Below are 20,896 nucleotides of genomic sequence, written 5' to 3'. Positions count from 1 at the left end.
CGGAGAGCCAGCGGCGATCACGGCGCATTAGCGATAGCAATTTCCGTTCCAACATCGGAAAGATGCGCATAAAATAGGTCGCATGAAACCGTCGCTACAGCTCCGCCTCTCCCAGCACCTGGCCCTGACCCCGCAGCTGCAACAGTCGATCCGGCTGCTGCAGCTCTCCACGCTGGAATTGCAGCAGGAAGTCGAACAGGCGCTGACGGAAAACCCGCTGCTCGAGCGGGAGAACGACTGGATCGAAAGCCCGCTGCGCGTGGCCGCCGATGGCTCGGTCAACGTACAGAGCGCGCCCGCGCCCGCCCCCGCCGAGCCCCAGGGCAATGGCGATGCGCGCGCCGAGGGCGCTGCCGATGACAACTACAGCGACAACAGCAGCGGCGACGACTACGGCAACAGCGACTGGAGCCTGGATGACTTCGCCCGCCGCCCGCAAGGCGACGAGGACGAAAAGACGCCGATGCAGCTGCGCGATGCCGAGCCCACGCTGCGCGAATACCTGATGGAGCAGCTGACGCCGCTGAAGATCTCGGCGCGCGACAAGGGTCTCGCCATCTTCCTGATCGAATCGCTCGATGACGACGGCTACCTGAGCGCCTCGCTCGAAGAGATCTGCGCGGAGCTGCCCGAAGAGCTGGAGTTCGACCCCGACGAAGTCCACGCCATCCTGACGCTGCTGCAGAGCTTCGATCCGGCCGGCGTGGGCGCGCGCAATGCCGCCGAATGCCTGGCGCTGCAATTGCGCCGCCTGACCCACCCGCAGCGCGAACTGGCGCTGACCATCGTCACCCATCACCTGGAACTGCTGGCGGTACGTGACTACACGCGACTGAAGAAGGCCCTGCAGGTCGATGAAGTCGCGCTCAAGGCCGCGCATGACCTGATCCGCTCGCTCGCACCCTACCCGGGCCACGCGTACAGCCGTCCCGAGGCCGATTTCGTCGTGCCCGACGTGTTCGTGCGCAAGAGCGGCGGCGGCTGGACCGCGCAGCTCAATCCGGATGTGATGCCGAGGCTGCGCATCAACGATATGTATGCCCAGATCCTGCGCGGCGCCAAGGGCGAAACCGGCACGGCGGGACTGCAGCAGAAGCTGCAGGAGGCACGCTGGCTGATCAAGAATATCCAGCAAAGGTTCGACACGATCCTGCGTGTCTCGCAGGCCATTGTCGAGCGTCAAAAGAACTTTTTCACCCACGGTGAAATCGCCATGCGCCCCTTGGTTTTGCGGGAGATTGCCGATACACTGGGTTTACACGAGTCAACCATCTCCCGGGTGACGACCAATAAATATATGGCTACGCCGATGGGTACTTTCGAACTGAAGTACTTCTTCGGTAGCCACGTGTCCACCGAAACCGGTGGCGCGGCTTCATCAACGGCCATCCGCGCCTTGATCAAGCAACTGATAGGAGCCGAAGACCCGAGGAATCCCCTTTCCGACAGTCGCATCGCCGAACTGCTGGGCGAACAGGGCTTCGTTGTCGCACGCCGCACCGTCGCCAAGTATCGTGAAGCCTTGAAAATCCCCGCAGTCAATCTCCGCAAGTCTTTGTAGCCGAGCCCACCGCCTGCCTGGTGAGGCTCTTTCAGAAGGAGAAGCGCTATGAACTTCAAGATCAGTGGACACCACCTGGACATCACGCCCCCTCTGCGTGAGTACGTGGAAACGAAGCTGGAGCGAATCGTCAGGCATTTCGATCAAGTCATTGGCGTTAGCGTGCTGCTCTCTGTCGACAATCACAAGGAAAAGGACCGGCGTCAGTACGCGGAAATCAATCTGCATCTAAAGGGCAAGGACATCTTTGTCGAGGCGCATCACGAAGACCTGTATGCGGCGATCGACGCACTCGTCGACAAGCTGGACCGTCAGGTGATTCGCTACAAGGATCGCGTGCAAGGCCACGACCGCGAAGCGGTCAAGTACCAGATGGCCGCAGCGCAAATGCAGCAATAAACCCGTGCCCGGCAGCCCCGCAGAGGGCTGCTGAACCAGGATTCCACAGGCAAGCCGCGCCCCGAAGCGCGGCTTTTTTGCGCCCTTGCGCCGTGACGGGTGTGTGGCAGCGGAGCAAAGCCCTGCCACGCATGAAGGTCCGAAATGTTCGCAAGCGCAGCGCCAAGGTGTATGCTGCGCCATACAAAGAGAGAGAAATCGTGGCTGCGCCTGCTCGCGCTGCACCGCACAATGCAAGGGTAGCCGCTGCTCTATAATGGGCCGGACGTCTTCCCCGCGCCGGCAGCGGTCGGGGAGCCAGCCGCTGCCCGGCGGAACGATCCGCCCGCTAACTGACATCCTGCGCATCGCCCATGAATCGTTTGGCCAAATTGCTGCCACCCGGCAACATTACCCTCGACGTCAGCGTCACCAGCAAGAAGCGTGTGTTCGAGCAGGCCGGGCTCCTCTTCGAGAACAACCATGGCGTGGCGCGCGCCATCGTTACCGACAACCTGTTCGCACGCGAGTCGCTGGGCTCGACCGGACTGGGCGCCGGCGTGGCGATTCCGCACGGGCGCATCAAGGGCCTGAAGCAGCCGCTGGCCGCGTTCATGCGACTGGCCGAGCCGATCCCGTTCGAATCGCCGGACGGCAAGCCGGTGTCGCTGCTGATCTTCCTGCTGGTGCCGGAACAGGCCACGCAGCAGCACCTGGAAATTTTGTCCGAGATCGCGCAACTGCTGTCGGATCGCGACATGCGCGAGGGCTTGGCGACGCTGCCCACGCCCGATGCCGTGCACGAACTGCTGATCGCATGGCATCCCTGATCCACTGATTCCCCCGGAGCGGGCCGGCACCAGACCGGGCAAGCGCCACGCGCTTCGAACACCGCCTTACCAGCCATACCGCATGGAACTCACCGGCGTCACCTCCCAGTCCATCTTCGACGACAACGCAGCCGACCTCAAACTCTCGTGGATCGCCGGCCTGGAGGGCGCGGACCGCGCCTTTGACGTTGAATTCGCCCGCGAAGCGACCTCCGCCGCAGACCTGGTGGGCCACCTCAACCTGATCCACCCGAACCGGATCCAGGTCCTCGGCAAGCCCGAAATCACGTATTACCAGCGGCTCGACGACGAGACCCGCAAGCGCCAGATGGGCGAGCTGATCCTGCTGGAGCCGCCGTTCCTGGTGATTGCCGACGGCATGGAGCCGCCGCCGGACCTTGAACTGCGCTGCACGCGCTCGTCGACGCCGCTGTTCACCACGCCGGTGTCGTCCGCCGCGGTGATCGACCATCTGCGCCTGTACCTGTCGCGCATCTCCGCGCCGCGCGTGACCATGCACGGCGTGTTTCTCGACATCCTGGGCATGGGCGTGCTGATCATGGGCGAATCGGGCCTGGGCAAGAGCGAACTGGGCCTGGAACTGATTTCGCGTGGCCACGGGCTGGTGGCCGACGACGCCGTCGATTTCGTCCGGCTGGGGCCGGATTTCATCGAAGGCCGCTGCCCGCCGCTGCTGCAGAATCTGCTTGAAGTACGCGGCCTGGGGCTGCTCGACATCAAGACCATCTTCGGCGAGACCGCAGTACGGCGGAAGATGAAGATCAAGCTGGTGGTGCAGCTGGTGCGGCGCAACGATGGCGAATTCGAGCGGCTGCCGCTGGATTCGCAGTACCTGGACGTGCTCGGGCTTCCCATCCACATGGTCAAGATCCAGGTGGCGGCCGGCCGCAACCTGGCCGTGCTGGTCGAGGCCGCCGTGCGCAATACCATCCTGCGCCTGCGCGGCATCGACACGCTGCGCGACTTCATGGACCGCCAGCGCGCCGCGATGCAGGCCGATGCCGTCTCGCGCGGGCAGGGCCGGCTGCTGTAAGCCCCGGTCCGCCGCGGTTTTCAATTGCTTACAACGGCGTGACAACCGCTCGTCAACGCTTCTCAGGCATGCTCCGTTTTGTGCTGCAATGGGCATCACGCCCGTTACGGACGCTGCAACGCCGAACCGGCGCGCGGCGACAAGGTAGTCCACCCCCGAGGAGAGCAAGCATGAAGACCCTGATTGCAGTGTGCGCGCTGGTCACCCCCCTGTTCGCAGCCAGCGCCTTTGCGCAGACCGCCACGCCGGCCACTCCTGCTACGCCGGCCAAGCCGTCGGCCACGGCCCCGGCAACGCCTGCCGTGCCGGCCACGCCTGCTACCCCCGCCAATCCGGACAAGCCCGCGGCCAACACCCAGCAGGACAAGATGAAGTCCTGCAACGCGCAGGCCTCCGGCAAGAAAGGCGACGAACGCAAGGCATTCATGAAGGAATGCCTGTCGAAGTCCGGCGCGCCCAAGAGCCAGCAGGACAAGATGGCTTCCTGCAGCAAGTCCGGCAAGGGCAAGAAGGGCGACGAATACAAGGCCCACATGAAGGAATGCCTGTCAAAGGCAGCCTGAGCGCCCTTGCTCGCGAACCAGCATGGCGAACCGGAAGGTTCGCCATTTTGCTGGTGTCAACACGCTGTCATGACGCAGCCGGCACCTGATGCTATGCTTCAGTTGCTATGCGCATCATCCTCATCACCGGCATATCCGGTTCCGGCAAGTCCGTCGCACTGAACGTCCTCGAAGATGCAGGCTATTACTGCGTGGACAACCTGCCGGCGCAGTTCATCCCTGAACTGACCCGCTACCTAGACAGCCAGGGCTACACGCACCTGGGCGTGGCTACCGACATCCGCAGCCGCGAGTCGCTCGACCAGCTGCCCGACACCGTGCGCGCACTGGCCGCCGAGCACCAGGTCGAGGTGATTTTCCTGACCGCCAGCACCGACGCCCTGGTGCAGCGCTACTCCGAGACGCGGCGCCGCCATCCGCTGTCGGCACGGACCGACGGCGTGGCCGGTGGCGGCGGCGCCTTCAACGACACGGCGCTGATGGAAGCGATCGAGATGGAGCGCGCGCTGCTGAGCCCGCTAGCCGAGGCCGCGCACCGGATCGACACCAGCAATGTGCGCACCAATACCCTGCGCAGCTGGATCAAGGAGCTGATCCGCGACGACAGCCAGCGCCTGACGCTGCTGTTCGAGTCGTTCGGTTTCAAGCACGGCGTGCCCAGCGATGCCGATATGGTGTTCGACGTGCGCTCGCTGCCCAACCCGTACTACGATCTGGCGCTGCGGCCGCTGACCGGCCGCGACACGCCGGTAATCGACTTCCTGCAGGCGCAGCCGATGGTGCTGGCGATGGCCGAGGATATCCGCGCCTACGTGGAAAAGTGGCTGCCAAGCTTCATTGCAGACAACCGCAGCTACCTGACCGTGGCGATCGGCTGCACCGGCGGCCAGCATCGCTCGGTCTATATTGCCGAAAGGCTTGCCAACTATTTCCGGGCACATGGTAATGTGCTGGTCAGACACCGAGAGCTCGCACCGGCGGGCTGACGCACGCGGCATGGCACCCCGGGCTGCATGGGGCTTCTGAGCGCGGCGTCGGCCTGGCGGCCCAATGCTGCGCGACCCAAGCCTGCACCGCATGTCCTCGACCGATCTCTACCGTCCCACAGGATCCGAAGACCCGCCACGGACGCTCGACAACCTGCCGCTGTTCCCGTTGCACACGGTGCTATTTCCCGGTGGACGGCTGCCTTTGCGCGTGTTCGAGGCGCGCTACGTCGACATGGTGCGCAACTGCCTGCGCGACAGCACGCCGTTCGGCGTGTGCCTGATCGCCAGCGGCGAGGAGGTGGCCCGGCCCAATCAGCCCACCGTGCCCGAACTGGTCGGCTGCCTGGCGGAAATCGTCGACTGCAATATGGAGCAGCTGGGCGTGCTGCTGATCCGCGCGCGCGGCCGCGAGCGCTTCCATATCATCAGCCACGAAACCCGCGACGACGGCCTGCTGGTGGCGCGCGCCGAGGTACTCCCTCCCGACATCATCGACTGCAAACTGGAATTGCTGGGCGAATGCCTGGATGCGCTGCGCCGCATCGTCACGCGCTTGCACGCCGAGCAGCCCGACCGCATGCCGTTTGACGAGCCCTACCTGTGGGACGACCCAAGCTGGGTGGCCAACCGGCTGTGCGAACTGCTGCCGGTGCCGCTGAAGGCCAAGCAGATGCTGATGGCCTTGCCCGACGCGGGCATGCGCATCGAGATCGTGCACCGCTACATGCGGCAGAACCACATGCTTTAGGCGGCCGTTCGCCCCGCCCTGCCCCGGCTTCAGAACAAGCCCATCCGGGCCTGGTCCTCCAGCAGCCTGCGCACCGGCGCGGGCGTGCCCAGCGCATCGAGATCGTCGAGCGAAAGCCAGCGCTGCCCGGCCGGCGCCACGCTGTCCTGCCCCAGCAGGTTCGCATCCACACCGAGGTCGACCCGGATGGCGCGGATAAGCAGGCGGAAGTGAGTGAATACATGGGTCAGCTCGCCGGCCAGCATCGCGCGCGCGGGGGTGCCGAAAGCGCGCGCGTAGTCGAGCGCGCTGGCCTCGGCGGCTTCCGCGTCGAAGGGGACGGTGTCGACCGGCATCTCTGGCAGGCTCCACAGGCCGCCCCAGATGCCGCTGTCCGGACGCAGGCGCAGCAGCACTTCACGCTCGCGCCGCAGCAGCAGCATCACCGTGCTGCGCTCGGGGATCGCCGCGCGCGGCTTGGGCGCGGGCAGCACGGCGGTCAGGCCGTCGCGGCGCGCGACGCAATCGGCGGACAGCGGGCAGGCGGTGGCATCGGCCAGGCAGGCGGGCTTGCCGCGCGAGCACACCGTGGCGCCCAGGTCCATCAGCCCCTGCGTATAGGCCACCATGTCGTCGGCCTGGCGCGGGCCGGGTGCAGGCAAGGCCAGCTCGGCCAGCTGCCACAAGCGCGTTTCCACCGCGCGCTCGCCGGGATGCCCATGGATGCCGAAACAGCGCGCGAACACGCGCTTGACGTTGCCGTCCAGGATCGGCGAACGCACGCCCGCGCTGAACGCGGCAATGGCCGCCGCGGTGGAGCGGCCGATGCCGGGCAACGTGACCAGCACCGCGGGGTCCGTGGGGAAGCGCCCGCCATGCTCGCCGACCACTTGCATGGCGCAGCGGTGCAGGTTGCGCGCGCGCGAGTAATAGCCCAGCCCGGCCCACAGCGCCATCACCTGGTCGGCAGGCGCCGCCGCCAGGTCCTGCACCGTGGGCAGCTGCGCCACGAAGCGCTGGAAATAATCGATCACCGCGCTGACCTGAGTCTGCTGCAGCATGATCTCGGACAGCCAGATTCGGTACGGATCGCGGGTGTTCTGCCACGGCAGGTCGTGCCGGCCGTGCCGGCGCTGCCAGTCGACCACGCGCGCGCCGAAGTCGGGCGGCACACGCAGGGTATCGGGCAGGGCGGGGACGGCGCGGGGGGCTGGTTTGCGGGGCATGGGCGTGGCAACGGCGCGGCGCGCGGACAGGGAGCGTCGGCGCGCCAAAGAAAAAGGCGCCGCAAGGCGCGGCGCCACATGATATACCGGCCGGCGAAGCCGACCAGAAAGGCCGGCCAGGCTACGCTACCGCAAGGCTGGCACTGTCCGCATCCGCCGCCGGCCGCATCAGCCGCTCGGCAAACCCTTCGATCCGTCCGCTGCGTTCGTCCAGCCCGTTCAGCACTTCCTCCAGCTGGGCAATGCGGCTTTCCAGCGTGTCGGTGGCCTCATGGATGCGCTCGATCGAATCGACACGCCGGCGCAGCTGCTTCTGGTGCTCGCGCACCTGCGCTTCCAGCGGCGTCATCACCGACTTGAGCCAGACCTCGATATCGCGGTTGAGGCCGCGGAAATTCTCCAGTACGCGGCTGGCCATGGTGTTGAACGCGCTTTGCACCAGCTGCGGGCGCGAGCGCGTCAGCATGCTGATCGTGCCGAAATGCGCCTGCACCAGCCGCAGGGTCTCCTGCAGCTCGGCCAGGTAGCGTTCGGCGGTGAACTGCATCGGCGCGGGCAGCGTAAAGCCGTGCTCGGCATTGAAGCGCCGGTACATGCTTTCGATCAGCTGGTGCAGCTGGCCGATCTTGTTGTCGGCATCGCTCACCAGCCCGCTCAGCTGCGCGAACAATGCCTCCATGTCCTCGCGCAGGCCGCGCGAAAAGAAACGCTCCTTCATCTGTTCGCGCGCGCTGCGCATGGTGCGGCGCACGTCGCGCAATTGCAGGCTCTTGATGATGTCGGCGCTGTGGCGGCCGAAGACCAGGCGCAGCGCCTGGAACTTGCCGATGCTCTGCTCGAACTCGTCCTTCTCGCCCTGCACCCGCATCAGCATGTGCTTGACCATCGCATGGTTCTTGCCGCGCAGGCCGCGCAGCTCGAACAACTGCTCGACGATATCGCGGCGGCGGCTCTGCAGCAGTTGCTGCGCGGCGCGCGCCATGTCCTGCACCAGCCGGTGGACCTGGTCCGAGACGATCTCGCGCCGGCGCGGGATCAGCTGGTCCGACAGCACGTGTTCGAATTCCGGCAGGCCGCTGCGCGCCAGCAGGGTGTCGTCGTGCGTGACCTTGGCCACCAGCCCCTTCTGCGCCGACACCGGATACACGCGCGACTGCTCGATGCCCAGCACCTGCGCGGTGGTCGACACCTGCCGCGCGATTTCCTGGGCGATTTCGCCGGGCTGGCGCAGCGGATCCCACAGCCCGTCGATCTTGTTGAGCACCGCCAGGCAACCGCGCCGGTGCCCGGCGCCGACATGGCTGCGCCACAGTTCGAGGTCGCTCTTGGTCACGCCCGCGTCGGCGGCCAGTACGAACACCACCACGTGCGCATCCGGGATCAGCCGCAGCGTCAGCTCGGGCTCGGTGCCGATCGCGTTCAGGCCGGGGGTGTCGAGGATCACCAGGCCCTGGCGCAGCAGCGGATGCGGGAAATTGATGACGGCGTGACGCCAGCGCGAGATCTCGACCATGCCCTCGGCATCGACCGCATAGGCGGCATCGGGGTCGTTCTCGTGGTACAGCCCCAGCGCCTCGGCCTGCTCGGGCGGCACGCGCATGGTCTGCACCACGTGCTGGAACGCCTCCAGCATGCCCTCGGGCGACGACGGGTCCAGCGGCACCGAATGCCAGTGCGACGCCGAGGTGCCAGCCTCGATGAAGTCGGCCGTCGAGGCGTCCTGCAGGCGCGTTTCGATCGGCAGCAGGCGGATGCTGGGCGGCTCGGCCTCGTCGTAGCGCAGCTCGGTCGGGCACATGGTGGTGCGCCCCGCCGACGACGGCAGGATGCGGCGCCCGTAGTCGGCAAAGAAGATGGCGTTGATCAGCTCGCTCTTGCCGCGCGAGAACTCGGCGATGAAGGCGACCTTGAGGCGGTCGCTGCGCAGCACGCTCTGGATGCGCTGCACGCGTTCGTCGGCCTGCGCATCGTACAGGTCGTGCTGCTGCAGCCAGGACTGGAATTCGGCCAGTGACTGGAGGACCCCGGTTCTCCAGGCGCCGTATTGTTCGAATTGGTGGGCGAGCGTTGTCATGGACCTGTTGGGCTGACTTGGTTTTGCCTCGGGGCCCGCCACCCTGTGCGCGGCATGCCCGTGTTCATGCAATGCCGGTCCGCACCCCTGCCGTTCACACGCGGCCGGCCATTTTGTAACTTTTTATGACTGCGCACACGATACAGGTTTCCACGGCGCTTTTGTGGAATTCGCGTCCCTTGGAAGGCAGTGACCCCGCCAGTGTTGCGCCGACCCATCGACCCGCGGCAGCGGGCGATCCCTGAAGCACTCACCCCGCTGGTCAATGCTGGCAGTTGGTGCAATAGAAGGTGGAACGCTGGCCTTGCACGATCTGGCGCACCGGCTTGGCGCACACCTTGCAAGGCAGGCCGGCGCGGTCGTAGACAAAGCAATCGAGCTGGAAATAGCCACTGGCGCCGTCGCTGCCAACGAAGTCGCGCAGCGTGCTGCCGCCGCGCTCGATCGCCTGCGCCAGGGTGTCCCGCACCGCCTGCGCCAGCCGGTCGCAACGCGCGCGGCTCAGGCGCCCTGCCGGGGTGGTCGGATGGATGCCGGCACGGAACAGGCTTTCGGAGGCGTAGATGTTGCCCACCCCGACCACGATCGCGCCAGACAGCAGCACGGTCTTGATCGCGGCACTGCGACCGCGCGTATGGCGGTGCAGCCAGGCGCCATCGAAGGCGGGATCGAACGGCTCGATGCCGAGGGTACTCAGCAACGGATGCGACGGCAGTTCGGCCTCCGGCAGCGTGGTCCAGAGGATGGCGCCGAAGCGGCGCGGATCGCGGAAGCGCAGCACGATGGTGCCTGGCTGCTGGCCTGGCGTTGCCGCCGACGCTGCGCCGGGCTCGGCGTCGAGCACCAGGTCGAAGTGGTCGTGCACGCCCGGCGGCGGTGCCTCTGGCAGCACCCTCAGCGTGCCCGTCATGCCGAGATGCACCAGCAGCCAGCCAACCGGCTGCGCCGCGTCGGCGCTGACGCATTCCAGCAGCAGATACTTGCCGCGGCGCTCGATGCGGCGCACCAGGCGCTGGGCCAGGCGGGTTTCGAGTCCGGGCTCGACCGGCCAGCGCAGGCCCCGGTGGCGCACCGTGACCGCGACGATGCGCCGCCCCACCACATGCGGCAGCAAGCCGCGCCGGGTCACCTCGACCTCGGGCAATTCAGGCATCGAACCTCTCCGTTGGTTACCGCTCAAAACTCCTGCAGCGCCTGCTGGCGCCGGCCTGCGGCACCAAGCAGCGCATTGTAGCGGCAGGCTACAATGCCCTTATCAATGCGCAATCTCCCCCATCCTTCGCCAGCGCGCGCCGGAGCACTCAATACATGTCGGACCTGATGCCGGACCTGATGCCGGACCCCACGTTGCAAGCCACCGCGGGCGGCGGCCTGACCACATCGCCGGGCGCCGGGTCGCGCACGGCGCGCCGTGCCCGCACTCTGGCCCGCTGGTGGCAGGCGCCGCGGCGCCATGTGCGCGCGCTGGCCGCCGGCGCGCTGCTGGCAGCGGCGGCGGGCGCCAGCCACGCCGCGCCACCCGACGGCGCAGGTTCCCTGCCCATGCTGCAACTGGCCGCGGCGGACGCCCCGGCGGCAGCCAAGCCGGCGCGGCCGGCACTGCCGACGCTGGAGCTGACCGACGATATCGTCTATATGGTGCTGGCCGCCGAGATTTCCATCCAGCGCGGCCTGGTCGGCCCGGCCTATCGCACCTACCTGGAACTGGCGCGCCAGACCCGCGACCCGCGCTTCGCCCAGCGTGCCACCGAGATCGCCTTCAACGCGCGCATCCCGCAGCAGGCGCTTGACGCCGCGCGCCTGTGGAAGGAGATCACCCCGACCTCGCCCGCGGCCAGCCAGGTGCTGTCGACGCTGCTGGTGCTCAACGGACGCTGGGACGACGCCCGCCCGCTGTTGCAGCAGCAGCTGGCCGCGGTGCCGGCCAGCCAGCGCGGCGATGCCATCCTGCAGCTGCAGCAGCAGCTGTCGCGCACCAGCGACCCGGCCGGCGCGGCCACGCTGCTTCAGGACCTGACCCGCAACGAAATCAAGCTGCCCGAGACCCAGCTGGCGCTGGCGCGCGCGCGCGAAGTCGCCGGCGACGAGGCGGGCGCGCTGGCCGCGCTCGACCAGGCCTTGCGGCTGCGGCCAGGCTATGAAGCGGCGGCACTGATGTCGGCCGAACTGCGCGCCGAGAAGCAGCCCGACGAAGCCGTGGCGGTGCTCAAGCGCTTCCTGGAAAAGTCGCCCGAATCGGTCAACGGCCATATCACGCTGGCGCGGCTGTACTTGCTGAAGAACGACATGCCGGCGGCCCGCCAGGAATTCGAGACGCTGCGCAAGGTGGCTCCCGCCGACCCGCGCGTGCCGCTGGCGCTGGGCCTGACCAGCCTGCAGGCGAAGAACTTCGGCGAGGCCGAACAGTACCTGCAGGAGTACCTGCAACTGGTCGAAAAACAGCCCAGCGCGAATCCCGATATCGCCTACCAGTACCTGGCGCAGATCGCCGAGGAACGCAAGGACTACGCGGGCGCGATCCGCTGGCTCGATCGCATCGAGGACATCCGCCTGGCACCGGCGGCCACCGCCAAGCGCGCCCAGCTGCTGGCGCGCATGGGCAAGCTCGACGATGCCCAGGCGCTGTTCGGCGAGATGCTCAGCGACGCCGAGGACATCCCCGACCCCGGCCAGCGCTCGCAGCGCGTGACCGCCATCCGCCAGGCCGAAGTGGCCACGCTGATGGAGAGCAAGGCCTACGACCGTGCCCGCAAGGCGCTGAACGACCGCATCGCGGCGGAGCCCGACAACGCCGACTGGATCTACGAACTGGCCATGCTCGATGAGCGCCAGAAGCGCTACGCCAGCATGGAAACCGGCCTGCGCCGCGTGATTGCGCTGCAGCCGCAGCAGAAGCAGGGCTACAACGCCCTCGGCTATTCGCTGGCGGACCGCAACGAGCGCCTGCCCGAGGCGCTCAAGCTGCTGGAACGTGCCTCCGAGCTGGGCCCGGACGATCCGTACATCATGGACAGCCTGGCTTGGGTCAAATTCCGCATGGGCGACCTGCAGCCCGCGGCCGCGCTGCTGCGCAACGCCTATGCCAAGGCCCCCGAGGCTGAAATCGGCGCGCACCTCGGCGAGGTGCTGTGGCAGCTCGGCGAGCACGACGAGGCCCGCAAGACGTGGACCGAGGCCGTGCGCATCGACCCCGAGAACGAGACCCTGATCGACACGCTGCGCCGCTACAAGGTCAACGTGCAGCCGTCCAGGTAAGCCCGCGCGCCGTGGCCGGCACGCCGGTCCGCGGCGCGGGATTCCCGTCAGCCCGGCGGCCGCCGCGCCGCCGTCCTCACGACCATGCCCATGAACCGATCCCGACGCCTGGCGCTGCTCTGGCTTGGCGCGCCCCTGCTGCTGCAGGCGTGCGCCAGCGTGGCGCCGTCGCGCAGCTTCGATGTCGACCAGGACGCCGCCAGCCAGCAGTACACCGGCCGCTTTTCCGCCAACTACGTGCGCTACGGCCGCGACGAGGGCGTGCAGGGCAGCTTCCGCTGGGAGGAGCAGGGCCGCAACGTGCGGCTCGACCTGGTTTCGCCGCTTGGCCAGACCCTGGCCGTGGTCACCGCCACGCCGTCGGGCGCCACGCTAGACCTGCCCAACCAGCCGCCGCGCAACGCGCCCGAGGTCGATACCCTGATGGAAGAGGCGCTGGGCTTCGCGCTGCCGGTGGCCGGCATGCGCGACTGGCTGCACGGGCGTCCCTCCCGGGGCACCCCGGCGCGCGCCACGCGCGACGAGCACGGCCGGCTGGCGACGCTGGCGCAGAACGGCTGGACCGTGCGCTACGTCGCCTGGCAGGATACGCCCGCCGCCGGAACCGCAGCCACCCAGGTGCCACGTCGCATCGACCTGGCGCGCGACCCCGGCAGCAATCCGTTATCGGTGCGGCTCGTAATCGATCCCCAGACACCATAACGGACGCCATAACCGCCGCAACCACGGCTCCCTTCACCGCACCATGCCACGCAGCCATCCCCTGCCCCCGCCCGAACTGCGCGACTGCCCCGCGCCGGCCAAGCTCAACCTGTTCCTGCACGTGACCGGCCGCCGCGACGACGGCTACCACACGCTGCAGACCGTGTTCCAGCTGGTCGACTGGTGTGACACGCTGCATTTCCGCCGCCGCGACGACGGCGTGGTCACGCGCGTCACCGAGGTGCCCGGCGTGCCGGCCGACACCGACCTGGTGGTGCGCGCCGCGCGCGCGCTCCAGGCCGCCACCGGCACCACCTTCGGCGCCGACATCGCCATCGACAAGGTGCTGCCGATGGGCGGCGGCATCGGCGGCGGCTCTTCCGACGCCGCCACCACGCTGCTGGCGCTGAACCACCTGTGGGGCCTGGGGCTGACGCGCGCCGAGCTGATGCAGATCGGGCTGGCGCTGGGCGCCGATGTGCCGGTGTTCGTGCTCGGGCAAAACGCCTTTGCGCAGGGCATCGGCGAGGAGCTCACGCCGGTCGAATTGCCCGACAGCTGGTTCGTGATCATCCACCCCAAGCAGCACGTGCCCACCGCTGAAATTTTTTCGGACGCGTGCTTGACAAGGAATACACCGATCTCCATAATTGCGGTCTTCGCTGCTCGCACAAACAAATTCGATTTCGGTCGCAACGACCTGGAACCGATAGCAACAGCGAAGTTCGGCGAAGTCGCCCGAGCCCTGGCATGGCTGAAGCAACACAATCAGCATGCCCGGATGACCGGTTCCGGAGCCTGCGTGTTTGCGCGTTTTCCCGACGCAACGACAGCGCAGCAGATTTTGGAACGGTTGCCACCCGAATGGGATGGCAGGTGTGTGAGAAGTCTGGCACATCACCCGCTCGCGACGTTCGCATAGCAAGTTTTCGTTCGGCGCGGTACGGCAAGTTGGTACCACGAAGAACGGCCCGGTTGTGTAGGGGAGTCGCCAAGTTGGTCAAGGCACCGGATTTTGATTCCGGCATTCGAAGGTTCGAATCCTTCTTCCCCTGCCATTACTTCCTATAGTGTCCTAACGGAACACGATATCTCCAAGTCACCGGCTTCGCCGGTGACACCAAGCTCCCCCAGCAGCAAGACAGGTGCCCCGAATGAGCAGCGAAGGCTTGATGGTATTTACCGGCAACGCCAACCCCAAACTCGCGGAGGCTGTCGTACAGCACCTCGGCATTCCGCTGGGCAAGGCCCAGGTTGGCCGTTTCTCCGACGGTGAAGTGCAGGTCGAAATCCAGGAAAACGTTCGCGGCAAGCACGTCATCGTGCTGCAGTCCACCTGCGCGCCGACCAACGACAACCTGATGGAACTGATGGTGATGGTCGATGCGCTCAAGCGCGCCTCGGCACGCAGCATCACCGCCGCCATGCCCTACTTCGGCTATGCCCGCCAGGACCGCCGCCCGCGTTCGGCGCGCGTGGCGATCTCGGCCAAGGTGGTTGCCAACATGCTGGAAGTCGCCGGCGTCGAGCGCGTGCTGACGATGGACCTGCACGCCGACCAGATCCAGGGTTTCTTCGATATCCCGGTCGACAACATCTACGCTTCGCCGGTACTGCTGGGCGACCTGCGCGAGAAGAACTACGGCGACCTGCTGGTGGTCTCGCCGGACGTCGGCGGCGTGGTTCGAGCCCGCGCGCTGGCCAAGGAACTGAACTGCGACCTGGCCATCATCGACAAGCGCCGTCCCAAGGCCAACGTGGCCGAGGTGATGAACATCATCGGTGAAGTCGAAGGCCGCAACTGCGTCATCATGGACGACATGATCGACACTGGCGGCACGCTGTGCAAGGCCGCCCAGGTGCTGAAGGAGCGCGGCGCGCTGAAGGTCTTCGCCTACTGCACGCACCCCGTGCTGTCGGGCGGCGCGGCGGCCCGCATCGCGGATTCGGCGCTGGACGAAGTGGTGGTGTGCGACACCATCCCGCTGTCCGAAGAAGCCGCCAAGTGCACCAAGATCCGCCAGCTCTCGACCGCCCCGCTGCTGGCCGAAACCTTCACCCGCATCGTCAAGGGCGACTCGATCATGTCGCTGTTTGCGGGTTCCTGATAGAATTTAAGGCTTTACTGCGTTGATCATCGTTGTCTGGTGATCAACGTGACTTGATCGGCGCATATTTTTGCCTTTGCGCCGCAACGAGGCTGTCTGGTCGCGGACAGCCTTCTTACTTTTGGAGTCATCATGAAAGTTGTCGCTTTCGAGCGTAGCGTACAGGGAACGGGTGCGAGCCGCCGCCTGCGCAATTCGGGCAAGACCCCCGGCATCATCTACGGCGGCGCCGCCGAGCCGAAGATGATCGAACTGGATCACAACGCCCTGTGGCACGCCCTGAAGAAGGAAGCGTTCCACTCGTCGATCCTCGACCTGGAAGTCGCCGGCAAGTCGGAAAAGGCGCTGCTGCGCGCATTCCAGATGCACCCGTTCAAGCCGCTGGTGCTGCACGTCGATTTCCAGCGCGTGTCGGCCAACGACAAGATCCACGTCAAGGTGCCGCTGCACTTCATGAACCAGGAAACTGCTCCTGGCGTGAAGCTGGGCCACGGCCTGGTCAACCACATCGTCAACGACCTGGAAGTGTCGTGCCTGCCGGCCGACCTGCCCGAGTTCATCGAAGTGGACGTCGGCGCGATGGAGCTGGGCCAGACCCTGCACCTGTCCGACCTGAAGCTGCCGAAGGGCTTGACCGTGATCACCCACGGTGACGATAACCCGGCCATCGCCAGCATCTCGCAACCGGCTGGTGCCGTGTCGGAAGCTGCCGAAGGCGGCGAAGCCGCTGGCGAAACCCCGGCTGCCTAAGCTGCCGCAGCGGTGGCGGCCCGCGGGCCGCGCCACGAAGAAACCGCCGCTCCTGCGGCGGTTTTTTTTCGCCCGGCAGCGGACTGCCGGTTTTTCGGTATCCTTGGCGCCTGTGGCGCAGTCCCGCGCGCCAACGACACAGTCACACGCATGATCAAGCTTATCGTCGGCCTCGGCAATCCCGGTGCGGAGTACGAGGCCACCCGACACAACGCCGGCTTCTGGCTGGTGGACCAGCTGGCCCGCATGGGCGGCGCCACGCTGCGCGTGGAGGGCCGCTTCCATGGGCTGGCCGCGCGCGCGCGGCTCTGGGACCAGGAGGTCTGGCTGCTCAAGCCGTCGACCTTCATGAACCGCTCCGGCCTGGCGGTGGTGTCGCTGGCGCGCTTCTACAAGATCCTGCCCGGCGAGATCGTGGTCGCGCATGACGAGATGGACCTGCCCGCCGGTGCCGCCAAGCTCAAGCGCGGCGGCGGCGCGGGCGGCCACAACGGCCTGAAGGACATCTCGGCCCACCTGAGCACGCAGGACTACTGGCGCCTGCGCCTGGGCGTGGGCCATCCACGCAATGCGCCCGGCGGTGCCGGCGCGGGCCGCGAGGACGTGGTCAACTTCGTGCTCAAGCCACCGCGGCGCGAGGAGCAGGAAGCCATCGATGGCGCGATCGACCGCTGCATCGAGCCGCTGGGCCTGCTGGCGCGCGGCGATGCCGAGCGCGCCATGGCCCAGTTGCATACCGCGCGCTGAGCGCCGCACCCCAGCCAGCACATTTCTGCGACAGCAGCATGAAAACGGGCCGCATCCGCGGCCCGTCGTCGTTTGGCCGCACCGGTCTGCAGTTGCAGACATAGTGTCATCAAAGTGCCATGGGCACCACCTACATTGCGGGGTTTCCAATCGCGTCGGTATCGCATGGTTGCCGATGCGCATGACATCCCACAGGAGGAAAGCCCATGTCGTACCTGACCGACGAAGCGCGCGCCGCAAGCCGCGCCGCCAAGCCCGACGTTGACGTGCCCGGCCAGATGCTCGAGGACATCGTCGCCGCCAACCCGGCCCGCCGCCGGGTGCTGCGCGGCGGCCTGGGCCTGTCGCTGGTGTCGGCATTCGGCAGCGGCCTGCTGGCCGCCTGCGGCGGCGATGACGATCCCGCTCCGGCTCCGGCGCCAGCACCGGCCCCTGCCCCGGCACCCGCTCCGGCCCCGGCACCGGCCACGCCGAGCTACGAGGTCACCTTCGAACCGATCGCCAAGTCCACCGCCGACACCGTGGTGGTGCCCAGCGGCTACAGCGTCGACGTGCTGTTCTCCGCCGGCGACCCGGTCGAAGCCGGCGCCTCCGGCTATGCCGGCGCCTTCCAGTCGTCGGCCGAGACCGAGCGCCAGGCCGGTGGCAACCACGACGGCATGCACTACTTCGCGCTGCCGGGCGTCGATCCGCTCAAGGGCGGCCTGCTGGCGATCAACCACGAACTGCCGGACTACAACATCCTGTTCCCGACCGCCTACGACGCCGCCACCGCGAGCCCGGAGCAAAAGCGCATCGCCCTGTCGGCGGTCGGTATTTCCGTGATCGAAGTGGAGCTGGCCGCCAGCGGCACGTGGCAGGTCAAGCGCGACTCGATCTACAACAAGCGCTACACCGGCAACACGCTGTACCGCGTGGGCGGCCCGGCCGCGCCGGTGGTCGGCGCCACCGTGGTCGGCATGCTCAACAACTGCTCGAGCGGCCACACCCCGTGGGGCACCTACCTGACCTGCGAGGAAAGCACCGACAACTACATCGACCCGACCCAGGCCGACAACGGCTATGGCTGGGTGGTGGAGATCGACCCGTACGGCACGCTGGGCGCGCCGGCCAAGCGCACCGCGATGGGCCGCTTCGACCACGAGAACGTCGCCTACATCACCGATGCCAGCAACAACGTGGCCTTCTACATGGGCGATGACGGCACCCCGGGCTGCATCTACAAGTTCGTGCCGAGCAAGGCCTTCGATCCGGACAACCGCGCCGCCAACGCCAACCTGCTGGACACCGGCACGCTGTACGTAGCAAAGTTCAACGCCGACGGCAGCGGCCAGTGGATCGAACTGTCGCAGGGCAAGAACGGCCTGACGGTCGGCGCCTCGGACCCGGGCAACTGGACCCAGGCGGCGGTGTCGCCGGCGCCGACCACGGTCGACTTCGCCACCCAGGCAGACGTGCTGATCAACACCAAGTCGGCCGCGCGCGTGGCCGGCGGCACGCTGATGGACCGCCCCGAGTGGATCACCGCCGCGCCAGACAACACGCTGTACTGCACGCTGACCAACAACAGCGGCCGCCAGCAGACCGACGCCGCCAACCCGCGCAAGAACAACCTGCACGGCCATATCGTCAGGTGGAATGAAGCCGGCAATTCGCCGCTGGCCACGACCTTCACCTGGAGCATCCTGCTGCAGGCCGGCGACCCGTCGCTGGCCACCGACAACCTGAAGGGCAACATCACCGGCGACACCTTCTCCAGCCCGGACGGGCTGCGCGTCGATCCCAAGGGCCGCCTGTGGGTGCAGACCGACTCGAGCACCAGCGCCACCTACACCGGCACCTTCGGCAACAACAGCATGTACTACATCTCGCCGACGGGCCAGTCGAAGCGCTTCCTCGCGGGCCCGACCGGCTGCGAGATCACCGGCATCGCCTACACGCCAGACCTGACCACCTGCTTCATCAACATCCAGCACCCGACCGGCAAGTGGCCGGACGCGGCCAAGCCGCCGCGCTCGTCCACCATCGTGGTGCGCCGTGCCGACGGCAAGCCGATCGGTGCCTGAGCAGTGCAGTAGGCAGTAACCGTAGTAATTGGGGAAAGGTTAAGCCCCCGTCACCTTGCGGTGCCGGGGGCTTTTTTTGCACGGCTGAAGCCGGGTAACGAAGCCCGGATAGCGAGGCCTGCCCAGGCGTGACCCGTGTCAGGCCGCGTGCCGGGCGGCCGTTAGCAGCCGGTACCGCTGCAGCAGGACCTCATGGGTCTCCACGCGGTTCGGATCCTTGGGAATGCATGCGACCGGGCACACCTGCTGGCATTGCGGCTCGTCGAAGTGGCCGACGCACTCGGTGCACTTGTTGGGGTCGATTTCATAGATCTCGGGCCCCATCGAAATGGCTTCGTTCGGGCACTCGGGTTCACAAACGTCGCAGTTGATGCAGTCGTCGGTGATCATCAGCGCCATGGTATTTCCTTCCTGCGGACACGCCCGCGCCCGACTGGCCGCGGTCTGACGTGTCTGAAGCCGTATTTTATTCCGGTTTGGCGATTTTCTCTTGCAGCCAGCGTTCCACCGACGGGAACACGAACTTGCTGACGTCGCCGCCCAGCACCGCGATCTCGCGCACGAAGGTGCCCGAGATGAACTGGTACTGGTCCGACGGGGTCAGGAACATGGTCTCGACGTCCGGCAGCAGGTAGCGGTTCATGCCCGCCATCTGGAACTCGTACTCGAAGTCTGACACCGCGCGCAGGCCGCGCACGATTACGCGCGCATTGTTCTTGCGCACGAAATCCTTGAGCAGTCCGGAAAAGCCCTCGACCCGCACGTTGGGATAGTGCCCGAGCACTTCGCGGGCAATGCTGATGCGCTCTTCGAGCGAAAAGAACGGGCGCTTGTTGGGGCTGTGCGCCACGCCGACCACCAGTTCGTCGAAGATATTCGACGCACGGCGGACCAGATCCTCGTGTCCCCGGGTCATTGGATCGAAGGTGCCGGGATAGACCGCGCTGACCATACTTCCTCCTTGATCTGCCCGCTGCCGGCCGTGGAGGGGCCGCCTCTTGCGCCGGCCGGGCCGGCGTGGGTGCTGCGTCGCGAGCGTTGTGACAGCGGCGTAGTGTAACCCTAAATGCCCCGCTTGGAAGTCGCCACGGGCACCGTTTTGCGGCGGTGCAGCTAAGAATCGGTTCCGCAATCAGGAAGGGGCCCTTCCTCGTTGTGGAACCGCCGCGCCACGGATCTGGCGGATCAGCCGGCGCCGTTGCCCGGCACGCGGTGCTGCAGAAGGTGGAAATGCACCGCGCCGGCGCGCGCGTGCCGCACGATCTCGAGCGAGGCCGGCACCGGCGCATCGGCGCCGGTCAGCGGGTGGTCGGTCTCGACATACACCGCCCCGCCCGGCCGCGACAGTCGCGCCGCATGCGCCAGCGAGGGCCCGATCCAGTCCTCGGCGAACGGTGGATCGAGGAACACCACGTCGAAGCTGGCATCGGGCAGTTGCGCGGCGATGGCGAAGGCGTCGCCTTGCATCACGCGCACCTGCCGGGCATCGAGCCGGTCCGCGTTATCGCGCAATTGCCTGGCCACGCGGGCATTGGACTCGACCAGCGTCACCACGGCCGCGCCGCGCGACGCGGCCTCGAAGCCGAGCGCGCCAGAGCCGGCGAACAGGTCCAGGCATTCCAGCCCGGACAGGTCCTGGCCCAGCCAGTTGAACAGCGTCTCGCGCACGCGGTCGGGGGTGGGCCGCAGGCCCTGGGCGTCAGGCACCGGCAGCAGCGTGCGCTTCCAGCGTCCGCCGATGATGCGGACCTGCGCGGGTGCCTGGCGCGGCACGGGAGAGACGGGAGATCGCCCGCGCGGAGGAGGCGAGGGCAAGCGGGAACGCGAATTCATGCCGTGATTGTAGAGCTTGCGGCGGGGTCCGCC

20 protein-coding genes and 1 tRNA gene are annotated in these 20,896 nt (G+C 67.0%); 15 read left to right on the top strand and 6 right to left on the bottom strand.

Features of this window, described 5'->3' with window-relative positions; all coding sequences use genetic code 11:
• Positions 1 to 82: 82 nt before the first annotated feature.
• From MKD50_RS11250 to MKD50_RS11220, 7 genes are all read left to right on the top strand, one after another.
• Positions 83 to 1,561 carry an RNA polymerase factor sigma-54 gene (locus tag MKD50_RS11250; protein ID WP_115705754.1) on the top strand — a complete coding sequence of 493 codons (1,479 nt, stop codon included), beginning with the start codon at positions 83 to 85 and terminating at the stop codon, positions 1,559 to 1,561.
• Positions 1,562 to 1,609: 48 nt separating this feature from the next.
• A complete protein-coding gene (gene hpf, locus MKD50_RS11245; protein ID WP_010814386.1) occupies positions 1,610 to 1,960 on the top strand; it encodes a ribosome hibernation-promoting factor, HPF/YfiA family in 351 nt (116 codons plus the stop codon).
• Positions 1,961 to 2,313: 353 nt separating this feature from the next.
• Positions 2,314 to 2,769, top strand: coding sequence for a PTS sugar transporter subunit IIA (locus MKD50_RS11240; RefSeq protein ID WP_018008706.1), 456 nt, complete (start codon positions 2,314 to 2,316; stop codon positions 2,767 to 2,769).
• 82 nt (positions 2,770 to 2,851) lie between these two features.
• Entirely contained in the window at positions 2,852 to 3,823 is a 972-nt protein-coding gene (gene hprK / locus MKD50_RS11235; RefSeq protein WP_115705752.1) for an HPr(Ser) kinase/phosphatase, read from the top strand.
• Positions 3,824 to 3,993: 170 nt separating this feature from the next.
• Positions 3,994 to 4,386, top strand: a complete 393-nt coding sequence (locus MKD50_RS11230) for a PsiF family protein (RefSeq protein ID WP_252667154.1) — start codon at positions 3,994 to 3,996, stop codon at positions 4,384 to 4,386.
• Between the two features lie 107 nt (positions 4,387 to 4,493).
• Positions 4,494 to 5,372, top strand: coding sequence for an RNase adapter RapZ (gene rapZ / locus MKD50_RS11225; protein ID WP_115679306.1), 879 nt, complete (start codon positions 4,494 to 4,496; stop codon positions 5,370 to 5,372).
• Positions 5,373 to 5,463: 91 nt separating this feature from the next.
• The gene (locus tag MKD50_RS11220) at positions 5,464 to 6,123 is read left to right on the top strand and encodes an LON peptidase substrate-binding domain-containing protein (protein WP_115706199.1); all 660 of its coding nucleotides are present in this window, start codon (positions 5,464 to 5,466) and stop codon (positions 6,121 to 6,123) included.
• Positions 6,124 to 6,152: 29 nt separating this feature from the next.
• Here MKD50_RS11220 and mutY read toward each other — a convergent pair whose 3' ends face one another.
• The 3 genes from mutY to mutM form a co-directional block, all read right to left on the bottom strand.
• Positions 6,153 to 7,328, bottom strand: coding sequence for an A/G-specific adenine glycosylase (gene mutY, locus MKD50_RS11215; RefSeq protein ID WP_252667153.1), 1,176 nt, complete (start codon positions 7,326 to 7,328; stop codon positions 6,153 to 6,155).
• Between the two features lie 121 nt (positions 7,329 to 7,449).
• The gene (locus MKD50_RS11210) at positions 7,450 to 9,402 is read right to left on the bottom strand and encodes a dynamin family protein (protein WP_252667152.1); all 1,953 of its coding nucleotides are present in this window, start codon (positions 9,400 to 9,402) and stop codon (positions 7,450 to 7,452) included.
• A gap of 262 nt (positions 9,403 to 9,664) precedes the next feature.
• Positions 9,665 to 10,555: a bifunctional DNA-formamidopyrimidine glycosylase/DNA-(apurinic or apyrimidinic site) lyase gene (gene mutM, locus MKD50_RS11205; RefSeq protein ID WP_115705742.1), complete on the bottom strand. Its 891-nt coding sequence runs from the start codon at positions 10,553 to 10,555 to the stop codon at positions 9,665 to 9,667.
• A gap of 155 nt (positions 10,556 to 10,710) precedes the next feature.
• On the opposite strand from mutM, the gene MKD50_RS11200 reads away from it, so the two are divergent.
• The 8 genes from MKD50_RS11200 to MKD50_RS11165 all read left to right on the top strand — a co-directional run bounded on the left by MKD50_RS11200 (position 10,711) and on the right by MKD50_RS11165 (position 19,030).
• On the top strand, positions 10,711 to 12,657 hold the full coding sequence (locus MKD50_RS11200) for a tetratricopeptide repeat protein (protein WP_240073663.1): 1,947 nt from the start codon (positions 10,711 to 10,713) through the stop codon (positions 12,655 to 12,657).
• Positions 12,658 to 12,741: 84 nt separating this feature from the next.
• Positions 12,742 to 13,359 (top strand): lipoprotein insertase outer membrane protein LolB, encoded by a 618-nt coding sequence (gene lolB, locus MKD50_RS11195; protein ID WP_371925330.1) that lies wholly within the window; start codon positions 12,742 to 12,744, stop codon positions 13,357 to 13,359.
• Between the two features lie 43 nt (positions 13,360 to 13,402).
• Positions 13,403 to 14,281, top strand: coding sequence for a 4-(cytidine 5'-diphospho)-2-C-methyl-D-erythritol kinase (ispE, locus tag MKD50_RS11190; RefSeq protein ID WP_252667151.1), 879 nt, complete (start codon positions 13,403 to 13,405; stop codon positions 14,279 to 14,281).
• A 59-nt stretch (positions 14,282 to 14,340) separates the two neighbouring features.
• A tRNA-Gln gene (locus tag MKD50_RS11185) sits at positions 14,341 to 14,417 on the top strand.
• 96 nt (positions 14,418 to 14,513) lie between these two features.
• A complete protein-coding gene (locus tag MKD50_RS11180; RefSeq protein WP_062796633.1) occupies positions 14,514 to 15,467 on the top strand; it encodes a ribose-phosphate pyrophosphokinase in 954 nt (317 codons plus the stop codon).
• Positions 15,468 to 15,599: 132 nt separating this feature from the next.
• Positions 15,600 to 16,217, top strand: coding sequence for a 50S ribosomal protein L25/general stress protein Ctc (locus MKD50_RS11175; RefSeq protein WP_115705734.1), 618 nt, complete (start codon positions 15,600 to 15,602; stop codon positions 16,215 to 16,217).
• Between the two features lie 150 nt (positions 16,218 to 16,367).
• Positions 16,368 to 16,964, top strand: a complete 597-nt coding sequence (gene pth / locus MKD50_RS11170; RefSeq protein ID WP_115705732.1) for an aminoacyl-tRNA hydrolase — start codon at positions 16,368 to 16,370, stop codon at positions 16,962 to 16,964.
• 206 nt (positions 16,965 to 17,170) lie between these two features.
• On the top strand, positions 17,171 to 19,030 hold the full coding sequence (locus tag MKD50_RS11165) for a PhoX family protein (protein ID WP_252667150.1): 1,860 nt from the start codon (positions 17,171 to 17,173) through the stop codon (positions 19,028 to 19,030).
• Between the two features lie 138 nt (positions 19,031 to 19,168).
• On the opposite strand, the gene MKD50_RS11160 is transcribed toward MKD50_RS11165, so the two are convergent.
• The 3 genes from MKD50_RS11160 to rsmD form a co-directional block, all read right to left on the bottom strand.
• Positions 19,169 to 19,429 (bottom strand): YfhL family 4Fe-4S dicluster ferredoxin, encoded by a 261-nt coding sequence (locus MKD50_RS11160; RefSeq protein WP_115705728.1) that lies wholly within the window; start codon positions 19,427 to 19,429, stop codon positions 19,169 to 19,171.
• Between the two features lie 67 nt (positions 19,430 to 19,496).
• Positions 19,497 to 19,982, bottom strand: coding sequence for a pantetheine-phosphate adenylyltransferase (gene coaD, locus MKD50_RS11155; RefSeq protein WP_012351649.1), 486 nt, complete (start codon positions 19,980 to 19,982; stop codon positions 19,497 to 19,499).
• Positions 19,983 to 20,215: 233 nt separating this feature from the next.
• On the bottom strand, positions 20,216 to 20,863 hold the full coding sequence (gene rsmD / locus MKD50_RS11150) for a 16S rRNA (guanine(966)-N(2))-methyltransferase RsmD (protein ID WP_172582601.1): 648 nt from the start codon (positions 20,861 to 20,863) through the stop codon (positions 20,216 to 20,218).
• Positions 20,864 to 20,896 lie beyond the last annotated feature (33 nt).

Source organism: Cupriavidus mimosae (genome assembly GCF_023952485.1).
Lineage (GTDB): Bacteria > Pseudomonadota > Gammaproteobacteria > Burkholderiales > Burkholderiaceae > Cupriavidus > Cupriavidus taiwanensis_C.
This window is presented reverse-complemented; position numbering and strand designations above follow the sequence as displayed.